The sequence below is a fragment of the Methylocystis parvus genome (assembly GCF_049675845.1).
GTDB classification, from domain to species: domain Bacteria; phylum Pseudomonadota; class Alphaproteobacteria; order Rhizobiales; family Beijerinckiaceae; genus Methylocystis; species Methylocystis parvus_A.
The window spans coordinates 2,768,142-2,789,944 of the sequence record NZ_CP187161.1; the positions used below are offsets into that span (position 1 = coordinate 2,768,142).

Here is a 21,803-nt window from a genome sequence, read left to right on the forward strand (position 1 = left end):
TTCAGCGACACCCGCCGTCCTGAAAAGACTTACGGCTGAACCTCGAACACGGTCAATGAAAAGGCGGGGTGAACAAGGCTTGTGCAGTGCGTTTGCCGGCGCGCGTGACAATTGCGCAACAGAATAGACCCGCTGAAGCCCATTTGCCGGCTATTTGCCGCTGCGTTCGCGTCGCAGCCGCTCCCAATAGTCGAGCCTCTTTCCCAGTTCGCGCTCGAATCCGCGCTCTACCGGTTGGTAAAGCGTCTGCCGCCCGAGCGATTCGGGCCAGTAGTTCTGGCCCGAAAAGGCGTCGGGCGCGTCGTGGTCATATTCATAGCCTTCGCCATAGCCCTCCTCGCGCATCATTTTCGTCGGCGCGTTGAGGATGATCCTGGGCGGCATGAGCGAGCCCTTTTCCTGCGCCAGGCGGCGCGCCTTCTTGTAGGCGACGTAGCCGGCGTTGGATTTGGGCGCCGTCGCCACATAGATCACCGCCTGCGCCAGAGCGAGCTCTCCTTCCGGCGAGCCGAGGAAGTCGTAGGCGTCCTTCGCGGCGTTGGCGACGACGAGCGCCTGCGGATCGGCGAGGCCGATGTCCTCGACAGCCATGCGCACGATTCGCCGCGCCAGAAACAGCGGGTCCTCGCCGGCGTCGAGCATGCGCGCGAAGTAATAGAGGGCCGCGTCGGGATCGGAGCCGCGCACGCATTTGTGCAGGGCGCTGATGAGATTGTAGTGGCCTTCCTGCGCCTTGTCGTAGATGGGCGCGCGCCGCTGAACGACCTCGGCGAGCGCCGCGCGGTCGAAGATTTCGCCTTCGCGCGCCGCGCGCCAGATCTCTTCCGAAAGCGTGAGCGCCGCGCGGCCGTCGCCGTCCGCCATGGCGACCAGCGCCGCGCGCGCGTCGGCGTCGAGCGGCAGCTTCCGGCCTTCCGTTTCCTCCGCCCGCGCGAGCAGCTTTTCGATCGCCTGCGCGTCCAGCGACCGGAAGGTCATGACGCGCGCGCGGGAAAGTAAAGCCGCGTTCAGCTCGAAGGAGGGGTTCTCGGTCGTCGCCCCGATCAGCGTGATCGTGCCGTCCTCCATCACGGGGAGGAAACTGTCCTGCTGGGCGCGGTTGAAACGGTGAATCTCATCGACGAAGAGCAGCGTGCCCTGTCCGGTCGCGCGCCGCGCGCGGGCGGCGTCGAATGTCTTCTTGAGATCGGCGACGCCCGAAAAGATCGCCGAGATCTGCACGAAGGCGAGCTTCGTCTCATGTGCGAGAAGGCGCGCGACCGTGGTCTTGCCGGAGCCGGGCGGGCCCCAAAGAATAAGCGAACCAAGCGATCCGCCTTGGACGAGCCGCGTGAGCGCGCCCGAAGGCCCGAGCAGGTGATCCTGTCCGACGACCTCGTCCAGGCGCGTGGGGCGCAGCCGGTCCGCGAGCGGCCGCGGCGCGCTTTCGTCCAGTCTAGCGGATTGAAAGAGGTCGGACATCGGGGCCGGTCGATCGTAAACTTTTACTGTGAGGGGTTACTTGGGGAGGTTGATCATTCATTACCACCTCGACGCGGCCGTAACCAACGATTACCCTGCCGCCAAGTAAATGATTCGGCCGGGGTGGCCTGCGTATTGTCCAAGACTGCGTTCTTTCACGTCGAGCCTGCAGCGCAGCGCTGCGCAAAATCGGAAATAAACACATGCGGACAATCGCTTTCGTCACGCAAAAGGGCGGCGCCGGCAAGAGCACTCTTGCGAGCAGCGTCGCTGTCGCCGCGCGCGCGGCGGGGGAACGCGTCTTCATCATCGATCTCGATCCGCTGCAAACGCTCGTGAAATGGGCGGGCGCGCGCGAGGCGTCCGACATCGGCGTCGAGCATGTGCCGCCGTCGAAGCTCTCGAAAGCCGTCGCGGCGCTCGAGAAGAAGGGCGTGACCCTCGTCGTCATCGACGCGCCGGGCCAGGACGGCGAGCCTGCGGCCGCCGCGATGCGCGTCGCGGATCTCTGCGTCATCCCCGCGCGCCCCAACGCCTTCGATCTCTGGGCGAGCGAGAAGACGCGCGCGCAGGTGAAGGAAGAAGGCTGCGACTACGCCTTCCTGCTCAATCAGTGCCCGCCCGCGCAGCAGAGCGCGCGCGTGGAGCTCGGCGCCAAGGCGCTGCAGGCCATGGGCGGGTTGCTCGCGCCGCTCGTCTCCTCTCGCGTCGACTATCAGGAGGCCGCCCGCCTCGGCCTCGGAGTGAGCGAATATAATCCCGAAGGCGTCGCGGCGCAGGAGATGAAGGAGCTTTGGGGCTCGATCAAGCGCCGCCTGAAGCGCGTGCCGGCGAAGGCCGCGCCCGCCAAACCCGAAAAGGCCGTGGCCGAGAAGCCCGCGCCGGCGCCGAAAGCGCCGGCTGCGAAGGCCGCAATCGCGCCGGAGCCCAAGGCTGCGCTCAAAAAGCCTGCGAAAAAAGCGGCGTAGGCTGCACGCTGGTCAAAAAGAAAAGGCCGCGCAATCAGCGCGGCCTTTTCTTTGTCTTTAGTCGCGCTCACCCGATCTCGACGATCCTGGCGCTGTGGTGGATGACCTCCGCCTTGTCGCCGACGCTCTTCCCCATCAGCGCCTGGGCAAGCGGCGCGACATAGGGGATAAGACCCTTTGACGGGTCCGCTTCATCCTCGCCCACGAGACGAAAGACGCGGCGTTCGCCGCCCTCCAACTCCACGACCACCGTGTGGCCGAAGCGCACGACGGCGTGATCGGCGATGGGGCGCACGACTTCCGCGTTGGCGCGGCGCGCGGTCCAGTAGCGCAGATCCCGCTGCGCGAGCGCGAGCGCGTGATTGTCGTCGGCCGCCGTCGCCTTTTCGATCTCGCCGTGAAGCCGCGTCAGGGCGTCGTCGATTTGCTGCAAACCTTCCGGCGTCACCAGATTGCGATGCGGGCTGACCGGACGATCCGGCAAATCCTCGCGTGGATTGTCGTCTTCCTGTTCCTTGGTGAAAGCCGAACTCATGCGTCCTCCCTTTAGCGCCGCGAAGGCCTCGAAAAAGAAGCGGCCCCAGGCTATGCCAGGGCCGTGCGGGTCATTACAACCGACAGGAGCGGGAAAGTCGAGAATGCGCGAAGACGCTGCGACAATTGGCGCCCCAGACCTCAAGGCATCTCGATCACGACCCGCCCGCGGATCTTTCCCGCCACGATCGTGCGCGCCCGCTCGAGCGCCTGATCGAAGGGTATGATTTCACACATGGCGTCGATCATGGCCGCGTCCAGATCCGTGGCGATTCGCGCCCAGGCTTCGCGGCGCAGCGCGATTCTCGGCCGCACGCTTTCGACGCCGATGAGCGACACGCCGCGCAGGATGAAAGGGGCGACGCTCGCCGGCAGATCCATGCCGCCGACATTGCCGCATGCCGCGATCGCGCCGTCAAACTGCGTTTGAGAGAGCAGATTGGCCAGCGTGACGCCGCCCACCGTGTCTATCCCCGCCGCGAATCGCTGCGACTGCAACGCCTTGCCGGCTTGCGAGAAATCCTCTCGCGCGAATATTTCGCTCGCGCCGATGGACCGCAAATACTCGGCCTCGGCGGCGTGGCCGGTGATCGCGGCGACGCGCCAGCCCGCTTTGGCGAGCAAGGCCACCGCGAACGATCCGACGCCGCCGGAAGCGCCGGAGACGACCGCCAGCCCATCCTGCGGCCTCGCCCCGTGACGCTCCAGCGCCAGCATGCAGAACATCGCGGTAAGGCCGGCCGTGCCGACGGTCATGGCGCGCGCGGGCGTGAGCGAATCGGGAAGCTTGACGAGCCAGTCGCCCGACAGGCGGGCCTTTTGCGCAAACCCGCCATAATGCGCTTCGCCCACGCCGCAGCCGGTCGCGACGACGATGTCGCCTGACGCGAAACCCTTATGCGTCGAGCGCGTGACCCGCCCGACGAGATCGACGCCCGGAATCATCGGAAAGCGCCGAACGACCGGGCCTTTGCCCGTCACGGCCAGGCCGTCCTTGTAGTTGATCGCGGAGTAGAGAACGTCGAGATCGACGTCCCCCGGCATGAGCGAGGCGTCGTCCAAGTCGACATATGCGGCGCCGTAGCGCTCGGAATTCTTGTCGATCAGCACGGCTTTGAAAGAGGACATGAGCGCTCCAAGTGATCCGGCCCCTTAAATCAGGCGCGTTACTCCCCAATAAAGGGTCAAAAAAGCCTCATCTAGACCGGTTTTACGACAAGGGTGGCGGCATGTGCGCTTAAACTTGCGGTTGCTGGCGCGCCCCATGTCCTCGCTTAGTCGCCCCGCCGGCAACATTTGCGTCAAATTCTGATCATGCATAATAAGCAGGTAATAATTCTTGCTGCGGAGGCAACAGTGAGTTATATTACACAATAATCTTCGCCCGTTCGACGAAGCCCCTCTCATCGTCGGTTTTGATCGAGCTTTTTTGAAGCGGCGACGCTTTCGCACCAGACCGCGCAGTCTACCGGGTCACATCACAGGCAATAGGCGCCCTATGAACCTCACGAACAATATCGAACTCGCCGCCGACATCGTTTCCGCCTATGTCAGCAACAATTCGGTCCCCGCGGGCGATCTGCCGTCGCTGATCAGCGAAGTCTACAACGCTTTGCTGCGCGTCGGCTCGAACGTCGTCGTGGCGCCGACGGAGCCGCCGAAGCCCGCCGTCGCGGTCAAGCGCTCGGTCACGAACGACTACATCATCTGCCTGGAAGACGGTAAGAAGTTCAAGTCGTTGAAGCGGCACCTGCGCACGCAATACGGTCTGTCGCCGGAAGAATATCGCGAGAAATGGGGCCTGCCCGCGGACTATCCGATGGTCGCTCCCAATTACGCGAAGGCGCGCTCCAATCTCGCCAAGCAGATGGGCCTCGGCCAGCAGCGCCGTCGCCGCGGCAAGTAAAAAGCTCTCTTTCAATTTCGGAGCTTTTGCGAAAAACTCCGGCCAGCAAAAAACCCGCGGCGCGCCGCGGGTTTTTTATTTCGGGGCAGTGGGCTGTCGCGCGAAAGGCGGATCAGCCTTCGTCGTCGGTTTCGATATCGCCGTCGATGAGGCCGGACACGTCGTCCTCGCCTTCTTCTTCCTCGAGGAAGGTGTCGTCATCGCCGTCGTCGTCGATCTCGACATCGTCCTCGACGTCGATCGTCTCGGCCGCAGCCTCTTCAGCCTCGACCTCGTCGAGCGAAACCGTGTCGACGCTCTCACTTTCGGTTTCCGCTTCCTCTTCCTGGGCGCGCGCGACGACGCGGCTCAGCGCGGCGACCTGAAAGATCGAGCCGCATTTCGGGCAGACGATCGGGTCCTTGTTCAGATCGTAAAATTTCGTCGCGCAGGACTGACATTGGCGCTTGGCGCCGAGTTCGGGTTTAGCCACGGTTCGTTAATCCTTGCGAATGAAGCAGCGTGGGAACGCCCGCCTTTGATGATTGACCGTCGGGCGCTGGGGTTAGTGGGCTCCGGCGGCGCTGTCAAATGGATAAATGCATGGGGGGCGCTGCGTAGATTCCGGCATTGCAAACCGCCGCGCGGATTGGCATAGAAAAGACGCGCGGGTGTAGCTCAATGGTAGAGCAGCAGCCTTCCAAGCTGAATACGAGGGTTCGATTCCCTTCACCCGCTCCAACCAATAAAAATTTAGGCTCTTTCAAGCGTTGCGCCTGAAACCGTTCAGCGCGCGAAGGGCTCGAATCGCTCAGGACCCTAAGCCCCCGGAAAGCGCACGGCTCCGCAGCCGCCATTAGCTGGCGGAGGAGACCCCGCGCCGCGAAGCGCAGCGCTCAGGAGCGCACGTCGCTCGTCTCCAGCGCCTTTTCCACCTGCGCCGCATGGGCCTGCGGCGTTTCGGCCTCGTCCTTCGGCAGGAGATGGCGCGGCAGGTAATAGGTGTTGGCGATGAGCGTCGGGATCACCGCCGTGCCGATGATCGCCGCGACGAGCGTCGAATATTGCGACTGGTCGATGACGCCGTTGGAGAGGCCGAACAGCGCCGAGATCGTGCCGAAGGTCAGGCCCGACGCCATCAGCAGCGTCGTGTACATGGCGTCCTTATGCGGCGCGTTGAAGCCGCGCGCGACCGGATAGACGCTCGCGACCTTGCTCGCGATCTCGACCGTGAGAAACACGACGACGCCGAGCGGCGCCGCGAGAACGGCGGGCAGGGAGACGAAATAGCCGGCGCGGATGAAGTAGAAAGGCGTCAGCAGTCCGATCGTGATGGTGCGCAGGCGGCGGATGAGCGCCGCGTCGCGTCCGACGCTGCCCGCGAGCGCCATGCCGATGAGATAGGCCGGCAGCACGGCTTCGCTCCCCGCCCAGGTCGCCAGCGCGCCAAGCCCCGTCAGCGTGAAGAGCAGGAATTTCGCTTCGAATTCGGAAGGGCGTCCGCCGAATCGCGCAAAGGCGAGCGGCGTGATTTTCGGCAGGTGGAAAAAGGCGGCGCCGAGCGCGGCGGCGAAAAGCAGCGTCTTCCAGGTGAAGGGCGCGAAGACGAGGCCGAGCGTCACCACAGTGCCGAGATCGGTGATGAAGCAGGCCGCGAGGATGGTCTTGCCGTATTCCGTGCGGTTGAAGCCATATTCCATCATCACCGTATAGACGACGGCGACCGAGGTGGCGGCGAGCGCGATGCCGGCGAGCAAAGCGGGCGAGGATTCCCAGCCGAGGAGATAATGCGCCGCCGCCCAGCAGGCGATGGCGGGGATGAGGAAGCTCGCGCCGCCGATCGCCGCCGCTTCCTTCCACTGGCGCTTGAAGACGTCCGGATCGAGCTCGGCGCCGGCGAGGAAGGTGAGAAGGATGGCGCCGATTCCAGCGAGCGTTTTCACCCAGGGCGCCTGGACGTCGAAAATCCAGGCGTAGCCTACAAGGCCGAGCGCGGCTTGCGCGCTGAGGCCCACGAGGATTTCGACGAGCGCCGTGGAGAGGCGGTAGCGATTGGCGAGGAAGCTCGCGATCAGCGCAAGGCCGAAGACGAGGGCCGCTTGCGCCCAGATGGGGGTCATCACCTATCCCTCGCAATTTATTCAGCGCGATTGCAGCGTGGTTCCCCTCCCCCTTGCGGGGAGGGGTTAGGGGTGGGGGTCGACAATCTTCATGGTTGTTGGGGCTCACCCCCCACCCTGACCCTCCCCGCAAGGGGGAGGGAGGCGGCTCACGACCAGCCTTTGTTGCTACTTCACGCCGAGCAGCTCGACATCGAAGATCAGCGTGGAATTGGCGGGGATCGGGCCCATATTGCGCGCGCCGTAGCCGAGATCCGGCGGAATGATGAGCGTGCGCTTGCCGCCGACCTTCATGGTCTCGACGCCCTCGTCCCAGCCCTTGATCACCTGGCCCATGCCGAGCGGAAACTCGAAGGGTTCGCCGCGATCCTTGGAACTGTCGAACTTCTTGCCCTTGGCGCCGTTCACATAGAGCCAGCCCGTGTAATGGACCTTGACCGTCTGGCCGACTTTCGGCGATTCGCCCGTGCCGGTCTTCACGTCCGTATATTTCAGGCCGCTCGCCGTCAGCGTCGTCTCGCCCGATTCGGCGCGCACGACCGTGGGCGCGAGCGCGACGCTGGACGCAGCGGCGAGCATGGCGGCGACGAGCGTCTTCGTGATGTTGCGCATTCCGTTTCCTCCCGATGAGATTCTCTTGGTCTTAGGCCAGAATGCCGTTGTCGCGGGCGAGCTGCAGCAAATCCTTCAGCGGGCGCGCGCCGACATGAGAGATGATTTCGGCCGCGGCCAGCGCGCCGAGCGCCGCGCTCTTCTCGTGCGGCAGGCCCTTCGTGTAGCCGGCGAGGAAGCCGGCGGCGAAGAGATCGCCGGCGCCGGTCGTATCGACGACTTCGTTCACCGGGAAGGCGGGCGCCGAGATCAGCGACTCGCTCGTGGCGACGATGCAGCCCTTCTCCGAGCGCGTCACGACGCCGAGGAGATTCTTTTCCGCGCGCAGCGCCGCGACGGCCGTTTCCCAGTCGGCGGTTTCGTAGAGCGCGTGCAGCTCGCTCTCATTGGCGAAGAGAATGTCCACGACGCCGTCGCGGATGAGCGACAGGAACTCGGCGCGATAGCGGCCGACGCAGAAGCTGTCCGAGAGCGTCAGCGCGACCTTGCGGCCATTGGCGTGCGCGACCTTGGCGGCGCGAAGAAAGGCCTGCTTGGCCCCCGGCGGGTCCCACAGATAGCCTTCCATGTAGAGGACCTTCGCGGAAGCGACCTGTTCTTCGTCGATGTCGTTGGGCTCCAGGGCCTGGCAGGCGCCCAGAAAGGTATTCATCGTGCGCTGGCCGTCCGGCGTGACGAAGATCAGGCAGCGCGCCGTTGCGGCGCCGTCGTCGGCGGCGGGCGTATCGAAAACGACGCCGGCCTTGCGGATGTCATGCGTGAATTCGCGGCCGGCGTCGTCGTCCTTCACCTTGCCGACGAAGCCGGCGGCGGCGCCGAGGCTCGCAAGGCCCGCCATGGTGTTGGCGGCGGAGCCGCCGGAGATGACGGTCGTCGGACCCATCAATTCGTAGAGTTCGTCGGCGCGCTCTTCATCGACGAGCGCCATGGATCCCTTGATGAGGCCGGCGGAGACAAGAGCGTCGTCCTCGGCGCGGGAAATGGTGTCGACGATGGCGTTGCCGATGCCGAGAACATCGAGAGAAGTCATGAAGCGATCCGAGTCTTGCGCGAGGCGCGAAAAGCAAAACCGGCCGACCCCTGAAGGATCGGCCGGTTGGCTGTTTAACATTGCGCGGCGGGCGCGCCTAGATCAGTCGATCATATAGCGGACGCCCACGCGGACCTGATGGCTGATGAGATCGCGCGAGACTGGCAGGTTATAGCGGTCCACGCCGGTGATCCTGCCCATATTGGCGAAGCGGTAGCCAACATCGATCTTCCAGTGATTGTCGATGTCGTAGGCGACGCCGCCCATGAAGGCGTAGGCGAAGCGAAGGTAGGTGCCTTCATACTTCGTGTCCCAATTCTGCATATAGACGGCGCCGTTGCGGGGGTCGGTGAAGGTTGTGCCCGCATAGGGCACGCCGTTCAGCATGTACCATTGCGTGGAAGCGCGCTGATAGAGGACGTTCAGGCCGACGCCGGCGCCGACATAGGGCGTGAAGCCGTACCACGTGCCAAGATCAATATAGGCGTTGCCGAGAACGAGCATCGACTCGGTGCGATTGCGCACAAAGGGGGAGCAGGCCGCATAGGTCGCGTTCACGACGCCGGGATTGAAGTTGGGATCCGGCTGATAGAGGCCCGTGATGCAGGGCAGCATCACGTCGCTACGGACCGTGTTCTTGTTGTAGAGGCTTTCGTAATCGACGGTGACGTCGGTGCGGAACCAATTGTTGAACTTGTAGCCGCCGCCGAGACCGATGGTCCAGTTGTTCGGCATGCTGTTGTTCAGCGCGACGCCGTTGAGTTCCGTCGGATAGGTCCGCGCCAGTCCGAGATCGCCGCGCAGATACCAGTTGGAGCCCCATTCGACGGGGCCTTCCTCGACCGGCGGCGGCGCCTCTACGGGGAAGGGCATATCCGCGGCCTTGGTCGCGGGCGCGAAGAGGGCGCCGAGCAGCGCTGTGACGATCGTCGCGCGGGCGCGCAAAGTGGAGCGGACCATTGCATTCTTCCTTGCTCAAGCGCCGGCCGGGCGCGAAGGCGCGGCGCGGGAATGAAGGAAGAATGAGGGATTATACTTAATGCGCGCTTAATGTGCGGAGATGGTTTCCACTTTCTTGCGATAGCGCGCAAAAAAGGCGCCCGCGAGGCGCGGGCGCCCGAATATTCATCCCTGTGCGGGGCTTTAGAAATTGACCGCCGAGAGAACCACTTCGATCGCCAGCACATAGAGCGCCGCCGTCACGAAGGCCGGAATCGGCCGCAGCGCGACGTGACGCAGCAGGAAGGCGTACATGAAGGCGGTCCACACGATGATCGGGAACAGCAGGAAGCGCGCGAGGCGCTCGGTCGGCAGGGGCGGCGGCAGCGCGACGCCGACGATGAGATGAAGGATGATGTAAGCGAGCGCCGCGACGGCGCCCATGACCGCCATGGCGGTGAGCGTCTTCACGAATTTCTCCTCCTGCTTGAGGAAGCGCAGGAGGAAGAAGGTCGCCCCGTACAGAACGGCCGCGCTGCCGACGCCGTAGAAAATGCTGACCACGAGCGACTTCGAGAAGAATTGCGCGGCGGCCTGCAGCACGACATAGGCCGCGAGCGCGCCCTTCATGAGCGTATCCGACTCGGGGAGCGAAAGCTGCGACGCCTCGAGATTCAGCATCTTGAAGAAGGTGCGGGGCGTCGGGTCGTTGACGAACGGAATATTGAGGGCCATGAACGTTGCATCCCTTGGGCGGCGGCTCTTTTGGCCGCGAAACAAGCGAAAAGCCGCGCTTTCCGAGACATGCGGACCGCGCGACCGATTGTCGCCTCTCTAACATGCTTTGCCGCTTTAGCGAAACAAGGCCCCGCGAGGCGGGTTTGCTGCATTGCAGCATCGCCGCTCACGGCAGGCGGGAGAGCCAGTCCTCGCGCGCGACGACCTCCACGATGCGCCGCGCCGCCAGCGCCCAGGAAATGTCGAGCGCCTTCGCCGGATCGGGGATTTTCTCGCCGGCGAGGAAAGCGCGAATCGCGGCCGTCAGCGCCGCGGGGTCGTTGACGCGGAAATAAAGCGCGCCGTCGCGCCCCACCTCGCGAAAGACCGGAATGTCGCTGCAGATGACGGGGCGCCCGCGCATGGCGGCCTCCACGATGGGGAGGCCGAAGCCCTCGGCGTAGGAGGGCAGGATCAGCGCGCGGGAATTGTCGTAGAGATAGGACAATTCGCCATCGTCCACGTCGTCGAACCAGAAGAGCCGCCGGCCGAATTCGGCGTGGCTCCGGATCGCGGTTACGATCGCCTCCTCGAACCAGCCGCGTCGCCCGACGATGACGAAGCGCGCGTCGACGCCCTGCTTCCACAGCGCGTCGAAAGCGTCGAGCGCGACGCGATGGCCCTTGCGGGGCTCGATCGTGCCGACCATGAGAAAGGCCGGCGCGTCGCCCGCAACGGCGACCGCGATCTTTTCGCGCGGCTTTCGGGTCGCGGGCGCCGCCAGATCGGCGCCGCACTGGAACCAGCCGATCTTGAGCTCTGGCCGATGCGGCAGGCCGCTGGCCACGACATAATCCGCAAGCTCCTCCGCCACCGTGCGCGAGATCGCCAGGAAGGCGTCGCTCTCGAGGAGCGCCTTGCGCAGCCAGGCGCGATAGCGCGGCACCGTCACTTCGTGGCAGGCGTGGGGATAAAGCTCCGGGATGAGATCGAAGATGCAGGTCACGATCTCGCCGCCCTGCGCACGGATGCGCTCGAAGACCGGCGCCAGCTCCTCGAAGGCGTTCCAGCTGTCTGAGAGCGTCAGGAAACGGTCGCCCGGTTCGATCGCCACTTCCGTGTCGGGGCCGGTCTCGGACCCGCCGAGCGCGGCGGTGAAGGCGTTGGCGGTGTAGAGCCTGCCCGCGTCGCAGCGCACGGCGAAGGCCGGGATGTCGAAGACGGCGCCCGAAGGGCAGGCGCGCGCGACTTCCTTGACGACGCGCTGGATGCCCGTGCCGGCGTCGCGCTTCACCGTGCCGGTGACGTCGATCAGCAGCCGCTTCGCGGGCAGGGCCTGCGTCGCTGCGACGGGAGCGCTCGCGGCGACAGGCGCCGGCGTTTCCTCGGCTTTCGGCCTCAGTCGCGCAAGGAGCGCGCCGCCGGCGTCAGCAAGGCGCTGCTCGATGGGGCGCAGGAAGCGGTAGAGATGGCCCGAGGCCGAATAGATCAGCCGGTAGCGCTCATGGGTGAGGTGCAGCAGTTCGGCGCGCAGATGGTCGAGCTGAAATTCCAGGAGCCTGATCCGCTCGGCGTCCTTCGACGGCGACTCGTCGCTCATGCGCGGCCGCTCGCGACTTCCGCGCGCCATTCGTCGAGCAGCGCGCCGAGCATGTCCTCGAGCGAATGGCGCGGGGCCCAGCCCGTGGCGGCGCGCAGCTTCGAGGCGTTGCAGGCCACGCTGGCGATGTCGGTCGCGGAGGGGCGCAGCAATTGCGGGTCGATTTCGACCTCGAAGGGCGCGCGCGCCATGGCGCGCAGATCGTCGAGCAGCGAGCTGATCGTGCGCGCCTCGCCGGAGCCGATGTTGAAGATCGAGACGCGCTCGGGGAAATCGCGCGCCTTGCCGATGAGGCGCATATAGGCGTCGACCACGTCGCGCACATCGAGGAAGTCGCGCGCCTTTGAGAGGTCGCCGACCTTCATGCGCGGTTCCGCCTTGCCGGCCTCGATCGCGGCGATCTGCGCGGCGAAGGAAGCGAGCACGAAATTGCGGCTGCGCTGGCCCGGGCCTGAATGATTGACCGGACGGGCGACGATCAGCCGCGCGTCCTCGCCGACGACGTCGGAAAGCGCGCTTTCGGCTGCGGCCTTGGAGCGGCTGTAGACGTCCATGGGCTTCAGCGGCACGTCTTCGGTCAGCACGCCGTCGCGAAAGCTCGCGCCATAGGCGGCGGCGGTCGAGGTGAAGAGCATGGCCGCGCGCGGCGCATGACGGGCGACGGCCGCTCCGAGCCCGAAGGCGCCGTGGAAATTCACCCGCCAGGTTTCCTCGGCCGCGCCCGCCGCCCGGCCGATCGAGGCCTGGCCGGCGAGATGCACGACGAGATCGGGGGAAAGGTCGCGGACAATCCGGTCGATCGCCGCTTCGTCGAGAAGGTTGGCTTCGACGGGCGCGAAGGCGCGATTGGCCCCGGTCTCTCCGGGCCGCAGCAGCACGACGCGCTTGGCCTGCGGATAGGCGCCCGCCAGCGCGGCCGCCATATGCGCGCCGACAAAGCCGGCCCCGCCCGTCAGTAGAATGCGCTCATAGGACGCCATCGCCGACCCTCTCGGCTTGGAATCAGGGTTCGAGCCGCAGCCGCTCGAGATCCGCGTCCAGCATTTCCCGGATCATCTGATCGAGATTGATTTCGGGCTTCCAGCCGAGCGCCTTGCGGGCCTTGCTGGCGTCACCGAGCAGCACGTCGACTTCCGCCGGGCGGTAGAAGGCCGGGTCGATGACGAGATATTTGTCCATGTCGAGACCGGCATGGTCGAAGGCGATGCGGCACATGTCGCGGACCGTGGTTGTGACGCCGGTCGCGACGACATAGTCGTCCGCCTTCTCCTGCTGCAGCATCAACCACATGGCGCGGACATAGTCCTTGGCGTGGCCCCAGTCGCGCTTGGCGTCGATATTGCCGAGGCGCAGTTCGTTCGCCTTGCCGAGTTTGATCGCGGCGACGCCGTGGGTGACCTTGCGGGTGACGAATTCGACGCCGCGCAGCGGGCTCTCGTGGTTGAAGAGTATGCCGGACGACGCGTGCAGGCCGAAGCTCTCGCGGTAATTCACTGTGATCCAGTGGCCGTAGAGCTTGGCGACGGCGTAAGGCGAGCGCGGATAGAAGGGCGTCTTCTCGCTCTGCATCGGCTCCTGAATGAGCCCGTACATTTCGGAGGAGGAGGCCTGATAGAAACGCGCGCCCGGCGCGCCGATGCGCATGGCCTCCAGCATATTCGTCACGCCGACGGCGGTGACGTTGGCGGTGAGAATGGGCTGGCGCCAGGACGACGCGACGAAGGACTGCGCCGCGAGATTGTAGATCTCGGCCGGCTGCACTTCCTGAACCGTGCGCAGGAGGCTGGAGAGGTCGGCGAGGTCCGCGTCGTGCAGATGGACCTTGCCGCCAATGCCGAGCCAGCGCAGGCGATGGTCCTCGACCCCGCGATGCGAGGAACGGCGAATGACGCCGTGGACCTCATAGCCCTTCTCCAGCAGCAATTGCGAAAGGTAGGCGCCGTCCTGCCCCGTGACGCCCGTCACCAGCGCGCGCTTGGTCATCAATCGTCCTTATCGAAGTTTTCTGGCCGAACGGCTTAAAGAATCGGGGCCCGCGAGGCAAGTCGGCGCGGGAAAACAGGTAAAACGAAAGCCGCCGGAAGGGCTCCGGCGGCTGAAAACAGTTAACAAGCGGCGGTTTCAGTAAAGGGACTTTTTGGTCTCGTCCTTTTCCGGGGCCGGCAGCTTGCCTTCCGGAGTCGCCTTGTCGATCGCCATGGGAAGATATTCGGCGAGGAGGTCGCGGGCCTTGCTGACGTCGACGCCGGCCGCCTCGGCCAGCTTCTTGACCTTCTCGATGCCGATCGCCTGGCCGACCTCGATGGCGCTGATCGCCTGATTCTGGCCCGTGGAAATCCAGGAATCGACCTGCTTCTTGTAGCCGCCGTCCTGGAACTTCTTCACGACCGCGTCGAGCCCGCCTTCCTTCTCGACGTAACCCTTGATGAGGGTGAGCGCTTCCGCGCCGATGGCGCCGCCAACGATTGCCTTGAGCCAGCTCATGCAGAACCTCCTGTGAAACTCGGGCGCGCTCCGCCGCGCGCGAGGTGTCAAATAGTGATCGACCTGCGCCGTTACAATGACGCCTCCGGCATTTTGCGGGGCCGCGGCAGGGCGGAACTGGGCCGGATTCGCGCTAAATAAGCGGATCGCCGCACTTTTCCCGCCACCGCAAAATTCCCTCCCAGATCTGCTGCGCCGTCTCGGCGTACCAGAACAAGGCGCGATCCTCGGGCGCGATGACCCCTTCCTCCACGAGGAAGTCGGGATCGAAGACGCGCCGCCAATAATCCTCGCCGACGAGGACGATCGGAACCGGTTTCATGACGCGGGTCTGTGCGAGGGTCAGGGTCTCGAACAGCTCGTCCAGCGTCCCGAAGCCGCCGGGAAAGGCGACCAGCGCCTGCGCGCGCAGCATGAAGTGCAGCTTGCGCATCGCGAAATAATGGAAGCGGAAGCAGAGGTCCGGCGTGATGTAGGGGTTGGGAAACTGCTCGCGCGGCAGGTGGATGTTCAGCCCCACGGTCGCGGCCCCGACGTCGAAAGCGCCGCGATTGGCCGCCTCCATGATCCCCGGCCCGCCGCCGGTGACGATGGCGAGGCGGCGGCCCTCGGTCAAATGCTCCGCTTCGCCCACGATCCGCCCGAACTCGCGGGCGATGTCGTAGTAATGGGCTTTGGCGGCGACGCGCTCCGCGATCCGCAGCCGCGTCGCCGCTTCGGCGTCGTTCGGCCGCGCCGCCGCCTTGGCTTGCGCCTCCGCGAGCCTGGCCGCGGCGGCTTTCGGCTCGACGATGCGGGTCGAGCCGAAAACGACGATGGCCTCGGTGATCCCGTAGCGGCGCAGCAGCAATTCGGGCTTCAGATAGTCGAGTTCGAGCCTCGGCCCGCGGGCGGCGTCCGAATTGAGGAAGTCGACGTCGGAATTCGCCTCGCGATAGGCGGGGCTCGCCAACAGGGCGGCGACGCGCTTCGCCGCTTCAGGATCGTCATGGACGGGCTTGGGCTGCTCCTCGGGCAGCGGCTCGCATCGGCGCAGCAGATGCGGCGGGTTGGGCTCCCGGCCTTCGTCCCTTCTCTTCATGCGATGCGCCTTCCTTTATTTCCGCTTCGCCCAAGAGTATAGACGGCCCGGACGGCGCGAGCGCGCATTCAAGAAAGTTTGAAGGACCAAAGGGCGAAGGACGATGGCCGGGCATAGTCAGTTCAAGAATATTATGCACAAGAAGGGCAAGCAGGACGCGATCCGCTCCAAGCTCTTCTCCAAGCTCGCCCGCGAAATCACCGTCGCCGCCAAGGCGGGCCTGCCCGACCCGAACATGAACGCCCGCCTGCGCGCCGCCGTTCTCGCCGCCAAGGCCGAGAACATGCCCAAGGACAATATCGACCGCGCGATCAAGAAGGCCTCGGGCGCTGATTCGGAGAACTATGATGAAGTGCGCTACGAGGGCTACGCCCCGGGCGGCGTCGCCGTCATCATCGAGGCGCTGACCGACAACCGCAACCGCACGGCCGGCGAGGTGCGCTCCTATTTCACCAAGGCGGGCGGTTCGCTCGCTGAAACCGGCGCCGTCTCCTTCATGTTCGACCGCGTGGGGCTGATCGAGTTCGACAAGAAGGTCGCCTCCGAGGACGCGATGATGGAGGCCGCCATCGAGGCGGGCGCCGACGACGTGTCCTCGACCGACGAGAGCCACGAGATCATCACCTCCGTGGAGAGCCTGCGCGACGTCGCCAAGGCGCTCGAAGAGAAGTTCGGCGATTCGAAGAAGGCCGCGCTCGTCTGGCGGCCGCAGAACACGATCAAGGTCGACGACGAGGCGGGCGAGAAGATCGTCAAGCTCGTCGGCGCGCTCGAAGACAATGACGACGTGCAGAACGTCTACGCCAACTTCGAAATCTCCGACGCGCTGATGGCGAAGCTCGCGGGGTGAGTTTGCCGGGTCGCTAGCGGCCCTGCGCGGCGATCCCCATACCTCCCCTTTACGGGGAGGTCGGCGGCTGAAAGCCGCCGGGTGGGGTTCAGGCAAGGACGACAAAGGCCGGGGCTTTACCCCACCCGTCGCGCTTCGCGCGCCACCCTCCCCGTAAAGGGGAGGGACGGGCTCGACGCCCAACGGTGTGGCGGTGTTCTGGGGGTGGAGCGAGCGTCCCGAGCGAACCGATGCATGTGAAACGCCGCTATCATCACGGTTCGCTCAAACAGGCGCTGGTCGACGCCGCGATCGACATATTGGCCGAGGGCGGCCCCTCCGCCCTCACCCTGACCGAAGCCGCCCGCCGCGCGGGCGTCACCCCCGCCGCTCCCTATCGTCATTTCTCCGGCCGCGACGCGCTGCTCGCCGAGATCGCCCGGCAGGGCTTCGAGACGTTCGGCGCGCGCATCGAGGCGGCGTGGGATGAAGGCCGGCCCGACGCCAAGGCCGCCATGGCCGCCATGTGCGCCGCCTATCTCAAATTCGCCCGCGAGGAGCCGGGCCTCTACGCCGCCATGTTCGGCCAGGCGGCGACGCTCGCCGATCCGGGGGCCGGCGGCGCGGCCGACCATGCGCTGGAAATTTTATGGCGCGCGGTGGTGGCGTGGCTGCAGCAGGCCGGCGCCCCGGCGCAGGGTGCGCGGCATGTGGCTTTGCAGATCTGGGCGCTGGCGCATGGCGTGGCGATGCTGACGATTTCCGGCCATTTCGATCCGGCGAAGACCGCCGATCCGGCATTGGTGCTGGAGGGCGCGGTGCAGGGAGTGATGGCGGCGGCGGTGGGGAAGTCCAAGGGGATTTAAGGCGACGCTTCCGGCGGAAAGGCGTCGTTGCGCTCCCTAATTATCGCGAGGCATCCGCCACCCGGGAGCCTCGCCATGGTTACGCTTTACTATCACCCCGGCGCCTGCTCGCTCGCCGCCCATATCGCGCTCGAATGGATCGGCGAGCCTTACGGCGCCAGGGAAGTCCAGTTCGGCGACAAGGAATATCTCAAGATCAACCCCGCCGGGGCCGTGCCCGCGCTCGATACGGGCGAGGGGTGGATCCTTACGCAGGACGCCGCGATCCTGCGTTATCTCGCCCGGCGCTTTCCGCAGGCGGGGCTGGAGATCCAGGGCTCCGCGCGCGAAGAGGCGGAGGCCGACCGCTGGAGCTTCTTCATCACCGGCGACCTGCATCCGGCCTTCTTCCCGCTGTTCGTCCCCAACCGCTACACCCGCGCGCGGGAGAAGGAGGCCTTCGACGACATTCGCGAAGCCGCCAAGGCGCTGGCGCATAAGAAATTCGCATTGATCGAGGCGCATCTTTCCGGCCGGCGCTTCTTTCTGGGCGAAAAGCGCAGCTATCTCGACGCCTATGTCTTCCCCATGGAGCGCTGGGCCCAGAAGCTGCTCGACGATGGGCTGTCGCAGTTTCCGGCGGTGCGGGCGCATCACGACATGATGGCGGCGGACCCCGCGGTGCAGGCGGTGTTGGCGGCTGAAGGGGCGTAAAGCTCGGCAGCAGGCGACGCAATCCAGGGGCGGGGGCGCGGCTCCGGATTGCTTCGCTACGCTCGCAACGGCGGACGGCGCCCCTCCTGCCGACCGTCTCCTCGATGCGGACTTAAAGGACCGCATCCTCCCTTGATTCTCTCCCGCGCGTCCCGTAACCTCTGCCGCGTCAAGGAACAAGCGGGGCGCGATGCGCGGTCTTCTCGTAGTAGATGTGGCGCCGGAGACGGAGCGGGGATAGCCCGCACTCCGCCGATGGCGCTTGATGACCGGCGCGGAAATGGTGGTCGAGGCCCTGAAGGACCAAGGCGTCGAGACGATCTTCGGCTATCCCGGCGGCGCGGTTCTTCCGATCTACGACGTCCTTTTCCAGCAGGAGAAGGTGCAGCCACATTCTGGTGCGCCACGAAGGCGGCGCGTTGCATGCGGCTGAGGGCTATGCTCGCTCAACCGGCAAGGTCGGCGTGCTGCTCGTGACCTCGGGCCCCGGCGCGACCAACACCGTGACGGGCCTTGCCGACGCGCTGATGGATTCCATTCCGCTCGTCTGCATCACCGGCCAGGTGCCGACGCATCTCATCGGCAACGACGCGTTCCAGGAATGCGACACGGTCGGCATCACGCGCCCGTGCACGAAGCACAATTACTGGTGAAGAGCGTCGCGATCTTGCGCGCGCGTGCTGCACGAGGCCTTCTACATCGCACGTCCCGGGCCGTCCTGGCCCGGTGGTGGTCGACATTCCCAAGGACGTGCAGTTCGCGCGCGGCGTCTACACGCCCCCGCGCGGCGCGGCGCACAAGACCTATCAACCCAAGCTCGACGCCGACATGGAGGCGATCCGCGAGGCCGTCGAGATGATGGCCGCCGCCAAGCGCCCGGTCTTCTATACGGGCGGCGGCGTCATCAACTCCGGCCCGAAGCGAGCCTCGACGCTGCTGCGCGAGTTCGTCGGCCTCACGGGCTTCCCGATCACCTCGACCTTGATGGGCCTCGGCGCCTATCCGGCATCGGGCAAGCAACTGGCTCGGCATGCTCGGCATGCACGGCACCTATGAGGCGAACACGCGATGCACGATTGCGATCGTGATGATCGCCGTCGGCGCGCGCTTCGACGACCGCATCACCGGCCGTCTCGACGCCTTCTCGCCGAACTCGAAGAAAATCCACGTCGACATCGATCCGCTCCTCGATCAACAAGAACGTCAAGGTCGATATCGCCATCGTCGGCGACTGCGCGCACGTGCTCGAAGCCATGGTGCGCGTGTGGCGCGCCGAGGCGATGCACGCCGACAAGCAGCCGCTCGACCATTGGTGGGCGCAGATCGACGAATGGCGCGCGAAGAAGTCGCTCGCCTTCCGCAACTCCGACACGACCATCAAGCCGCAATACGCCGTGCAGCGCCTCTATGCGCTCACCCGGGACAAGGACGTGTACGCTATTTCACGACCGAAGTCGGCCAGCATCAGATGTGGGCCGCGCAGCATTCCTCCACTTCGAGGAGCCGAATCGCTGGATGACCTCGGGCGGCCTCGGCACGATGGGCTATGGATTGCCGGCGGCGATCGGCGTACAGCTCGCGCATCCGAAATCGCTCGTCATCGACATGTGCGGGCGATGCCTCGATCCTGATGAACATTCAGGAGATGTCGACGGCGATCCAGTACCGTCTGCCGGTGAAGATCTTCATCCTGAACAACGAATATATGGGCATGGTGCGCCAGTGGCAGGAGCTGCTGCATGGCGGGCGCTATTCGCACAGCTATTCCGAGGCGCTGCCGGATTTCGTGAAGCTCGCCGAAGCCTTCGGCGGCAAGGGCATTCGCTGCTCGGACCCCAAGGATCTCGACGCGGCGATTCAAGAAATGCTCGACTATGACGGCCCGGTGATTTTCGACTGCGTCGTCGACAAGGCCGAGAACTGCTTCCCGATGATCCCCTCGTAACGACATGCTGCTCGCCGATCGTTCGGACGACGCGGGCGTCGACATCGGCGCCATCATCGACGAAAAGGGCAAGATGCTGGTTTAAAGTCCCCTCTCGCCGTTAACGGGAGAGGGTTGGGGTGAGAGCCGAAGCCGCTCCGCAGTCGATCTGGCCCCGATGATCTCCCAACCATGGGAAGGCCTTGCAAGGATTTCGCGCGGGCCGGATCCGATCTAGCGTCGGCCAGGCAAGGGGAATTCGTTGCGCAAATGACACAGGCGCGGGCGAAAGGCCGCCGCGCCTGCTTTCTGGCTGACTTCGCGTTGACGCTTCATACTCCTTCATCATTCTGGACCCAATAATCGTCGCAGCCGCCGCGCCCCGGCGGCGAGGATCGTCCAGATGTCCAAGAAGTCCCTGCTTTCCATCGCCGTCGCCATGGCGGGCTTTCCTGCTTTCGCAGCCGACCTTCCCGCCCGCAAGGAGCCGCCGCCCGCGCCGGCGCCGGTCTTCGTCTGGACGGGGTTTCACATCGGCTACAACCGCGGCTATGGCGGCGCCGTGCTTGACGCGAGCGTCGGGCTGGCCAACCCTCTCCTTGGAGGGACGGCGACGCGCACCTTCGACCAGGGGAGCGGCTGGTTCGTCGGCGGCCAGGTCGGCTATGATTATCAACTCGCCAACGGCGTCGTTCTCGGCGTTGAGAGCGACATGCAATGGAGCGACATCAAGTCCTCCCATCAGGCGACGACGGCCGCCTCCAATCCGCTGGTCGCGACATACGCCAATACAAGCCAGAGCCTCGAATGGTTCGGCACGACGCGCGCGCGGGCGGGCTATTCCTTCGGCCGGCTGCTTCCCTATGTGACCGGCGGCGTCGCCTATGGCGAGACCTCGGCCAGCGGCGTGCAGGCGCTCGCCGCGGGTCTGATCTCGTCGGGCTATGCGCGCCAGACGAATGTCGGCTGGGCCGCCGGCGCGGGCCTCGACATCGCGCTTTCGGGTCGGCTCTCGGCGCGGGCGGAATATCTCTATCTCCAGCTGCCGGGCGTTTCCGCCCCGGCGATCGGCCTGACGCCGCCTCCCTTGCCGCCGCTCGCCGGCTCCTTCTCCACGGGGCTGATGCAGGCCCATATGGTCCGCGGCGGACTCAATTATCGGTTTGGCGGCCTTTCCGATCTCATGCCCTCGACCGAAGGGGGGATCATGGCGCTGCTGTTCCAGAAACCCTCGCTCGACTGGACCGGCTTCTACGCGGGCGTGAACGCCGGCTATGGCGGCGGGGTGGTCGACGGGGTCACCGCCTTCGCCAATCCGGGCCTCGCCTTCTCGACCTATGTCTCCAATCGCACTGGCGGCGCGGTAGCGGGCGGGCAGGTCGGCTACAACCATCAATTCGCCAATCAGATCGTCCTCGGCGTGGAAACCGACGCGCAATGGAGCGGCGTGAGAGCCTGGCATCAGGCGACCACGATCGGCGGTCCCAACGGCTTCGTCTTCACCGACACGCCGAACGCCATGAACTGGTTCGGAACGACGCGCGCGCGGATCGGCTATGCGCGGGGTTCGTCGGTCCTGTACGCCACGGGCGGCGCGGCCTACGGCGAAATCGCGACCTCGGGCGCGCAGGTCGCGGGCGCGCTCTTTACGGGGTCCGGCGCGCGGACGCAGTTCGGCTGGACGGTAGGGTCGGGCACGGAATATGCGCTCACGCGCAATCTGTCGCTCAAGGCGGAATATCTCTATGTGAGCCTGAGCGGCGTGAATGGCCCCGCCTTCGGAGCTGGACCCGCGCCCTTTCTCGGCTCCTTCTCGACCGGGCGGTTCACGACGAACGTCACCCGCATCGGGCTGAACTGGCGCTTTGGCGGGCAGGAGCCGGCGCCGGTCGTCGCGAAATACTGAGACTCTTCCAGAAAAAGCCTTCGCGCCGGGCCGCCTTTCGAGGCGGCCTTTGACCTAGACGGCCGCGCCGCGTAAAAGGGCGCGCGAAATTCATGACGTCAGGCCGGGCGGTCCCGTCATCCGCCAAAACACCAGACAATCAAGGAACGACAGG

The 21,803-nt window shown here is 65.4% G+C and carries 20 protein-coding genes, 1 tRNA gene and 1 pseudogene; 8 read left to right on the forward strand and 14 right to left on the reverse strand.

The window, feature by feature from the left end; genetic code table 11:
- Nucleotides 1-150: 150 nt before the first annotated feature.
- Nucleotides 151-1,461, reverse strand: coding sequence for a replication-associated recombination protein A (locus ACPFMJ_RS14385; protein ID WP_424360653.1), 1,311 nt, complete (start codon nucleotides 1,459-1,461; stop codon nucleotides 151-153).
- A 203-nt stretch (nucleotides 1,462-1,664) separates the two neighbouring features.
- Here ACPFMJ_RS14385 and ACPFMJ_RS14390 point away from each other — a divergent pair, with 203 nt between their 5' ends.
- A complete protein-coding gene (locus ACPFMJ_RS14390) occupies nucleotides 1,665-2,429 on the forward strand; it encodes a division plane positioning ATPase MipZ (protein WP_424360654.1) in 765 nt (254 codons plus the stop codon).
- A 67-nt stretch (nucleotides 2,430-2,496) separates the two neighbouring features.
- Here ACPFMJ_RS14390 and ACPFMJ_RS14395 read toward each other — a convergent pair whose 3' ends face one another.
- Both ACPFMJ_RS14395 and ACPFMJ_RS14400 read right to left on the reverse strand, forming a co-directional pair.
- The gene (locus tag ACPFMJ_RS14395) at nucleotides 2,497-2,964 is read right to left on the reverse strand and encodes a GreA/GreB family elongation factor (RefSeq protein ID WP_424360655.1); all 468 of its coding nucleotides are present in this window, start codon (nucleotides 2,962-2,964) and stop codon (nucleotides 2,497-2,499) included.
- A gap of 140 nt (nucleotides 2,965-3,104) precedes the next feature.
- Entirely contained in the window at nucleotides 3,105-4,091 is a 987-nt protein-coding gene (locus ACPFMJ_RS14400) for an MDR family oxidoreductase (RefSeq protein WP_424360656.1), read from the reverse strand.
- A 370-nt stretch (nucleotides 4,092-4,461) separates the two neighbouring features.
- Between ACPFMJ_RS14400 and ACPFMJ_RS14405 the strand changes: the two genes are divergently transcribed.
- The gene (locus ACPFMJ_RS14405) at nucleotides 4,462-4,869 is read left to right on the forward strand and encodes a MucR family transcriptional regulator (RefSeq protein WP_424360657.1); all 408 of its coding nucleotides are present in this window, start codon (nucleotides 4,462-4,464) and stop codon (nucleotides 4,867-4,869) included.
- 112 nt (nucleotides 4,870-4,981) lie between these two features.
- Here the strand turns inward: ACPFMJ_RS14405 and ACPFMJ_RS14410 are convergent, their stop codons facing one another.
- Nucleotides 4,982-5,341 carry a TIGR02300 family protein gene (locus ACPFMJ_RS14410; RefSeq protein WP_424360658.1) on the reverse strand — a complete coding sequence of 120 codons (360 nt, stop codon included), beginning with the start codon at nucleotides 5,339-5,341 and terminating at the stop codon, nucleotides 4,982-4,984.
- A 174-nt stretch (nucleotides 5,342-5,515) separates the two neighbouring features.
- On the opposite strand from ACPFMJ_RS14410, the gene ACPFMJ_RS14415 reads away from it, so the two are divergent.
- Nucleotides 5,516-5,589 (forward strand) — tRNA-Gly (locus ACPFMJ_RS14415).
- Between the two features lie 155 nt (nucleotides 5,590-5,744).
- Here ACPFMJ_RS14415 and ACPFMJ_RS14420 read toward each other — a convergent pair.
- From ACPFMJ_RS14420 to ACPFMJ_RS14465, 10 genes are all read right to left on the reverse strand, one after another.
- Complete coding sequence (locus tag ACPFMJ_RS14420; RefSeq protein WP_424360659.1) at nucleotides 5,745-6,968, reverse strand: cation:proton antiporter; 1,224 nt, start codon at nucleotides 6,966-6,968, stop codon at nucleotides 5,745-5,747.
- Nucleotides 6,969-7,136: 168 nt separating this feature from the next.
- Nucleotides 7,137-7,580 (reverse strand): FKBP-type peptidyl-prolyl cis-trans isomerase, encoded by a 444-nt coding sequence (locus tag ACPFMJ_RS14425; RefSeq protein ID WP_424360660.1) that lies wholly within the window; start codon nucleotides 7,578-7,580, stop codon nucleotides 7,137-7,139.
- Nucleotides 7,581-7,611: 31 nt separating this feature from the next.
- Complete coding sequence (locus ACPFMJ_RS14430; protein WP_424360661.1) at nucleotides 7,612-8,610, reverse strand: adenosine kinase; 999 nt, start codon at nucleotides 8,608-8,610, stop codon at nucleotides 7,612-7,614.
- 102 nt (nucleotides 8,611-8,712) lie between these two features.
- Nucleotides 8,713-9,570 carry an outer membrane protein gene (locus ACPFMJ_RS14435; protein ID WP_424360662.1) on the reverse strand — a complete coding sequence of 286 codons (858 nt, stop codon included), beginning with the start codon at nucleotides 9,568-9,570 and terminating at the stop codon, nucleotides 8,713-8,715.
- A gap of 183 nt (nucleotides 9,571-9,753) precedes the next feature.
- Complete coding sequence (locus ACPFMJ_RS14440; protein ID WP_424360663.1) at nucleotides 9,754-10,284, reverse strand: hypothetical protein; 531 nt, start codon at nucleotides 10,282-10,284, stop codon at nucleotides 9,754-9,756.
- Between the two features lie 169 nt (nucleotides 10,285-10,453).
- Nucleotides 10,454-11,866 carry a glycosyltransferase family 4 protein gene (locus ACPFMJ_RS14445; protein WP_424360664.1) on the reverse strand — a complete coding sequence of 471 codons (1,413 nt, stop codon included), beginning with the start codon at nucleotides 11,864-11,866 and terminating at the stop codon, nucleotides 10,454-10,456.
- Entirely contained in the window at nucleotides 11,863-12,846 is a 984-nt protein-coding gene (locus ACPFMJ_RS14450) for an NAD-dependent epimerase/dehydratase family protein (RefSeq protein ID WP_424360665.1), read from the reverse strand. Before ACPFMJ_RS14450 ends, ACPFMJ_RS14445 begins: the two co-directional genes overlap by 4 nt.
- A gap of 22 nt (nucleotides 12,847-12,868) precedes the next feature.
- On the reverse strand, nucleotides 12,869-13,849 hold the full coding sequence (gene gmd / locus ACPFMJ_RS14455; protein ID WP_424360666.1) for a GDP-mannose 4,6-dehydratase: 981 nt from the start codon (nucleotides 13,847-13,849) through the stop codon (nucleotides 12,869-12,871).
- A gap of 138 nt (nucleotides 13,850-13,987) precedes the next feature.
- Nucleotides 13,988-14,350: a YidB family protein gene (locus ACPFMJ_RS14460; RefSeq protein ID WP_424360667.1), complete on the reverse strand. Its 363-nt coding sequence runs from the start codon at nucleotides 14,348-14,350 to the stop codon at nucleotides 13,988-13,990.
- A 133-nt stretch (nucleotides 14,351-14,483) separates the two neighbouring features.
- Complete coding sequence (locus tag ACPFMJ_RS14465) at nucleotides 14,484-15,431, reverse strand: TIGR00730 family Rossman fold protein (RefSeq protein WP_424360669.1); 948 nt, start codon at nucleotides 15,429-15,431, stop codon at nucleotides 14,484-14,486.
- Nucleotides 15,432-15,534: 103 nt separating this feature from the next.
- Between ACPFMJ_RS14465 and ACPFMJ_RS14470 the strand changes: the two genes are divergently transcribed.
- From ACPFMJ_RS14470 to ACPFMJ_RS14490, 5 genes and pseudogenes are all read left to right on the forward strand, one after another.
- On the forward strand, nucleotides 15,535-16,281 hold the full coding sequence (locus ACPFMJ_RS14470) for a YebC/PmpR family DNA-binding transcriptional regulator (RefSeq protein ID WP_424360670.1): 747 nt from the start codon (nucleotides 15,535-15,537) through the stop codon (nucleotides 16,279-16,281).
- 230 nt (nucleotides 16,282-16,511) lie between these two features.
- Complete coding sequence (locus ACPFMJ_RS14475) at nucleotides 16,512-17,126, forward strand: TetR/AcrR family transcriptional regulator (protein ID WP_424360671.1); 615 nt, start codon at nucleotides 16,512-16,514, stop codon at nucleotides 17,124-17,126.
- 75 nt (nucleotides 17,127-17,201) lie between these two features.
- Complete coding sequence (locus ACPFMJ_RS14480) at nucleotides 17,202-17,819, forward strand: glutathione S-transferase family protein (protein ID WP_424360672.1); 618 nt, start codon at nucleotides 17,202-17,204, stop codon at nucleotides 17,817-17,819.
- Nucleotides 17,820-18,084: 265 nt separating this feature from the next.
- A pseudogene (locus tag ACPFMJ_RS14485) lies at nucleotides 18,085-19,849 on the forward strand (acetolactate synthase 3 large subunit).
- Nucleotides 19,850-20,146: 297 nt separating this feature from the next.
- Nucleotides 20,147-21,649: an outer membrane protein gene (locus ACPFMJ_RS14490; protein ID WP_424360673.1), complete on the forward strand. Its 1,503-nt coding sequence runs from the start codon at nucleotides 20,147-20,149 to the stop codon at nucleotides 21,647-21,649.
- The last annotated feature ends 154 nt before the right edge of the window (nucleotides 21,650-21,803 follow it).

Excerpts from the sequence above, each read along its gene's own strand:
- ACPFMJ_RS14385 (WP_424360653.1), bottom strand. The coding sequence starts at position 1,461 with ATGTCCGACCTCTTTCAATCCGCTAGACTGGACGAAAGCGCGCCGCGG.
- ACPFMJ_RS14390 (WP_424360654.1), top strand. The coding sequence starts at position 1,665 with ATGCGGACAATCGCTTTCGTCACGCAAAAGGGCGGCGCCGGCAAGAGC.
- ACPFMJ_RS14395 (WP_424360655.1), bottom strand. The coding sequence starts at position 2,964 with ATGAGTTCGGCTTTCACCAAGGAACAGGAAGACGACAATCCACGCGAG.
- ACPFMJ_RS14400 (WP_424360656.1), bottom strand. The coding sequence starts at position 4,091 with ATGTCCTCTTTCAAAGCCGTGCTGATCGACAAGAATTCCGAGCGCTAC.
- ACPFMJ_RS14405 (WP_424360657.1), top strand. The coding sequence starts at position 4,462 with ATGAACCTCACGAACAATATCGAACTCGCCGCCGACATCGTTTCCGCC.
- ACPFMJ_RS14420 (WP_424360659.1), bottom strand. The coding sequence starts at position 6,968 with ATGACCCCCATCTGGGCGCAAGCGGCCCTCGTCTTCGGCCTTGCGCTG.
- ACPFMJ_RS14425 (WP_424360660.1), bottom strand. The coding sequence starts at position 7,580 with ATGCGCAACATCACGAAGACGCTCGTCGCCGCCATGCTCGCCGCTGCG.
- ACPFMJ_RS14430 (WP_424360661.1), bottom strand. The coding sequence starts at position 8,610 with ATGACTTCTCTCGATGTTCTCGGCATCGGCAACGCCATCGTCGACACC.
- ACPFMJ_RS14435 (WP_424360662.1), bottom strand. The coding sequence starts at position 9,570 with ATGGTCCGCTCCACTTTGCGCGCCCGCGCGACGATCGTCACAGCGCTG.
- ACPFMJ_RS14440 (WP_424360663.1), bottom strand. The coding sequence starts at position 10,284 with ATGGCCCTCAATATTCCGTTCGTCAACGACCCGACGCCCCGCACCTTC.
- ACPFMJ_RS14445 (WP_424360664.1), bottom strand. The coding sequence starts at position 11,866 with ATGAGCGACGAGTCGCCGTCGAAGGACGCCGAGCGGATCAGGCTCCTG.
- ACPFMJ_RS14450 (WP_424360665.1), bottom strand. The coding sequence starts at position 12,846 with ATGGCGTCCTATGAGCGCATTCTACTGACGGGCGGGGCCGGCTTTGTC.
- gmd (WP_424360666.1), bottom strand. The coding sequence starts at position 13,849 with ATGACCAAGCGCGCGCTGGTGACGGGCGTCACGGGGCAGGACGGCGCC.
- ACPFMJ_RS14460 (WP_424360667.1), bottom strand. The coding sequence starts at position 14,350 with ATGAGCTGGCTCAAGGCAATCGTTGGCGGCGCCATCGGCGCGGAAGCG.
- ACPFMJ_RS14465 (WP_424360669.1), bottom strand. The coding sequence starts at position 15,431 with ATGAAGAGAAGGGACGAAGGCCGGGAGCCCAACCCGCCGCATCTGCTG.
- ACPFMJ_RS14470 (WP_424360670.1), top strand. The coding sequence starts at position 15,535 with ATGGCCGGGCATAGTCAGTTCAAGAATATTATGCACAAGAAGGGCAAG.
- ACPFMJ_RS14475 (WP_424360671.1), top strand. The coding sequence starts at position 16,512 with ATGCATGTGAAACGCCGCTATCATCACGGTTCGCTCAAACAGGCGCTG.
- ACPFMJ_RS14480 (WP_424360672.1), top strand. The coding sequence starts at position 17,202 with ATGGTTACGCTTTACTATCACCCCGGCGCCTGCTCGCTCGCCGCCCAT.
- ACPFMJ_RS14490 (WP_424360673.1), top strand. The coding sequence starts at position 20,147 with ATGTCCAAGAAGTCCCTGCTTTCCATCGCCGTCGCCATGGCGGGCTTT.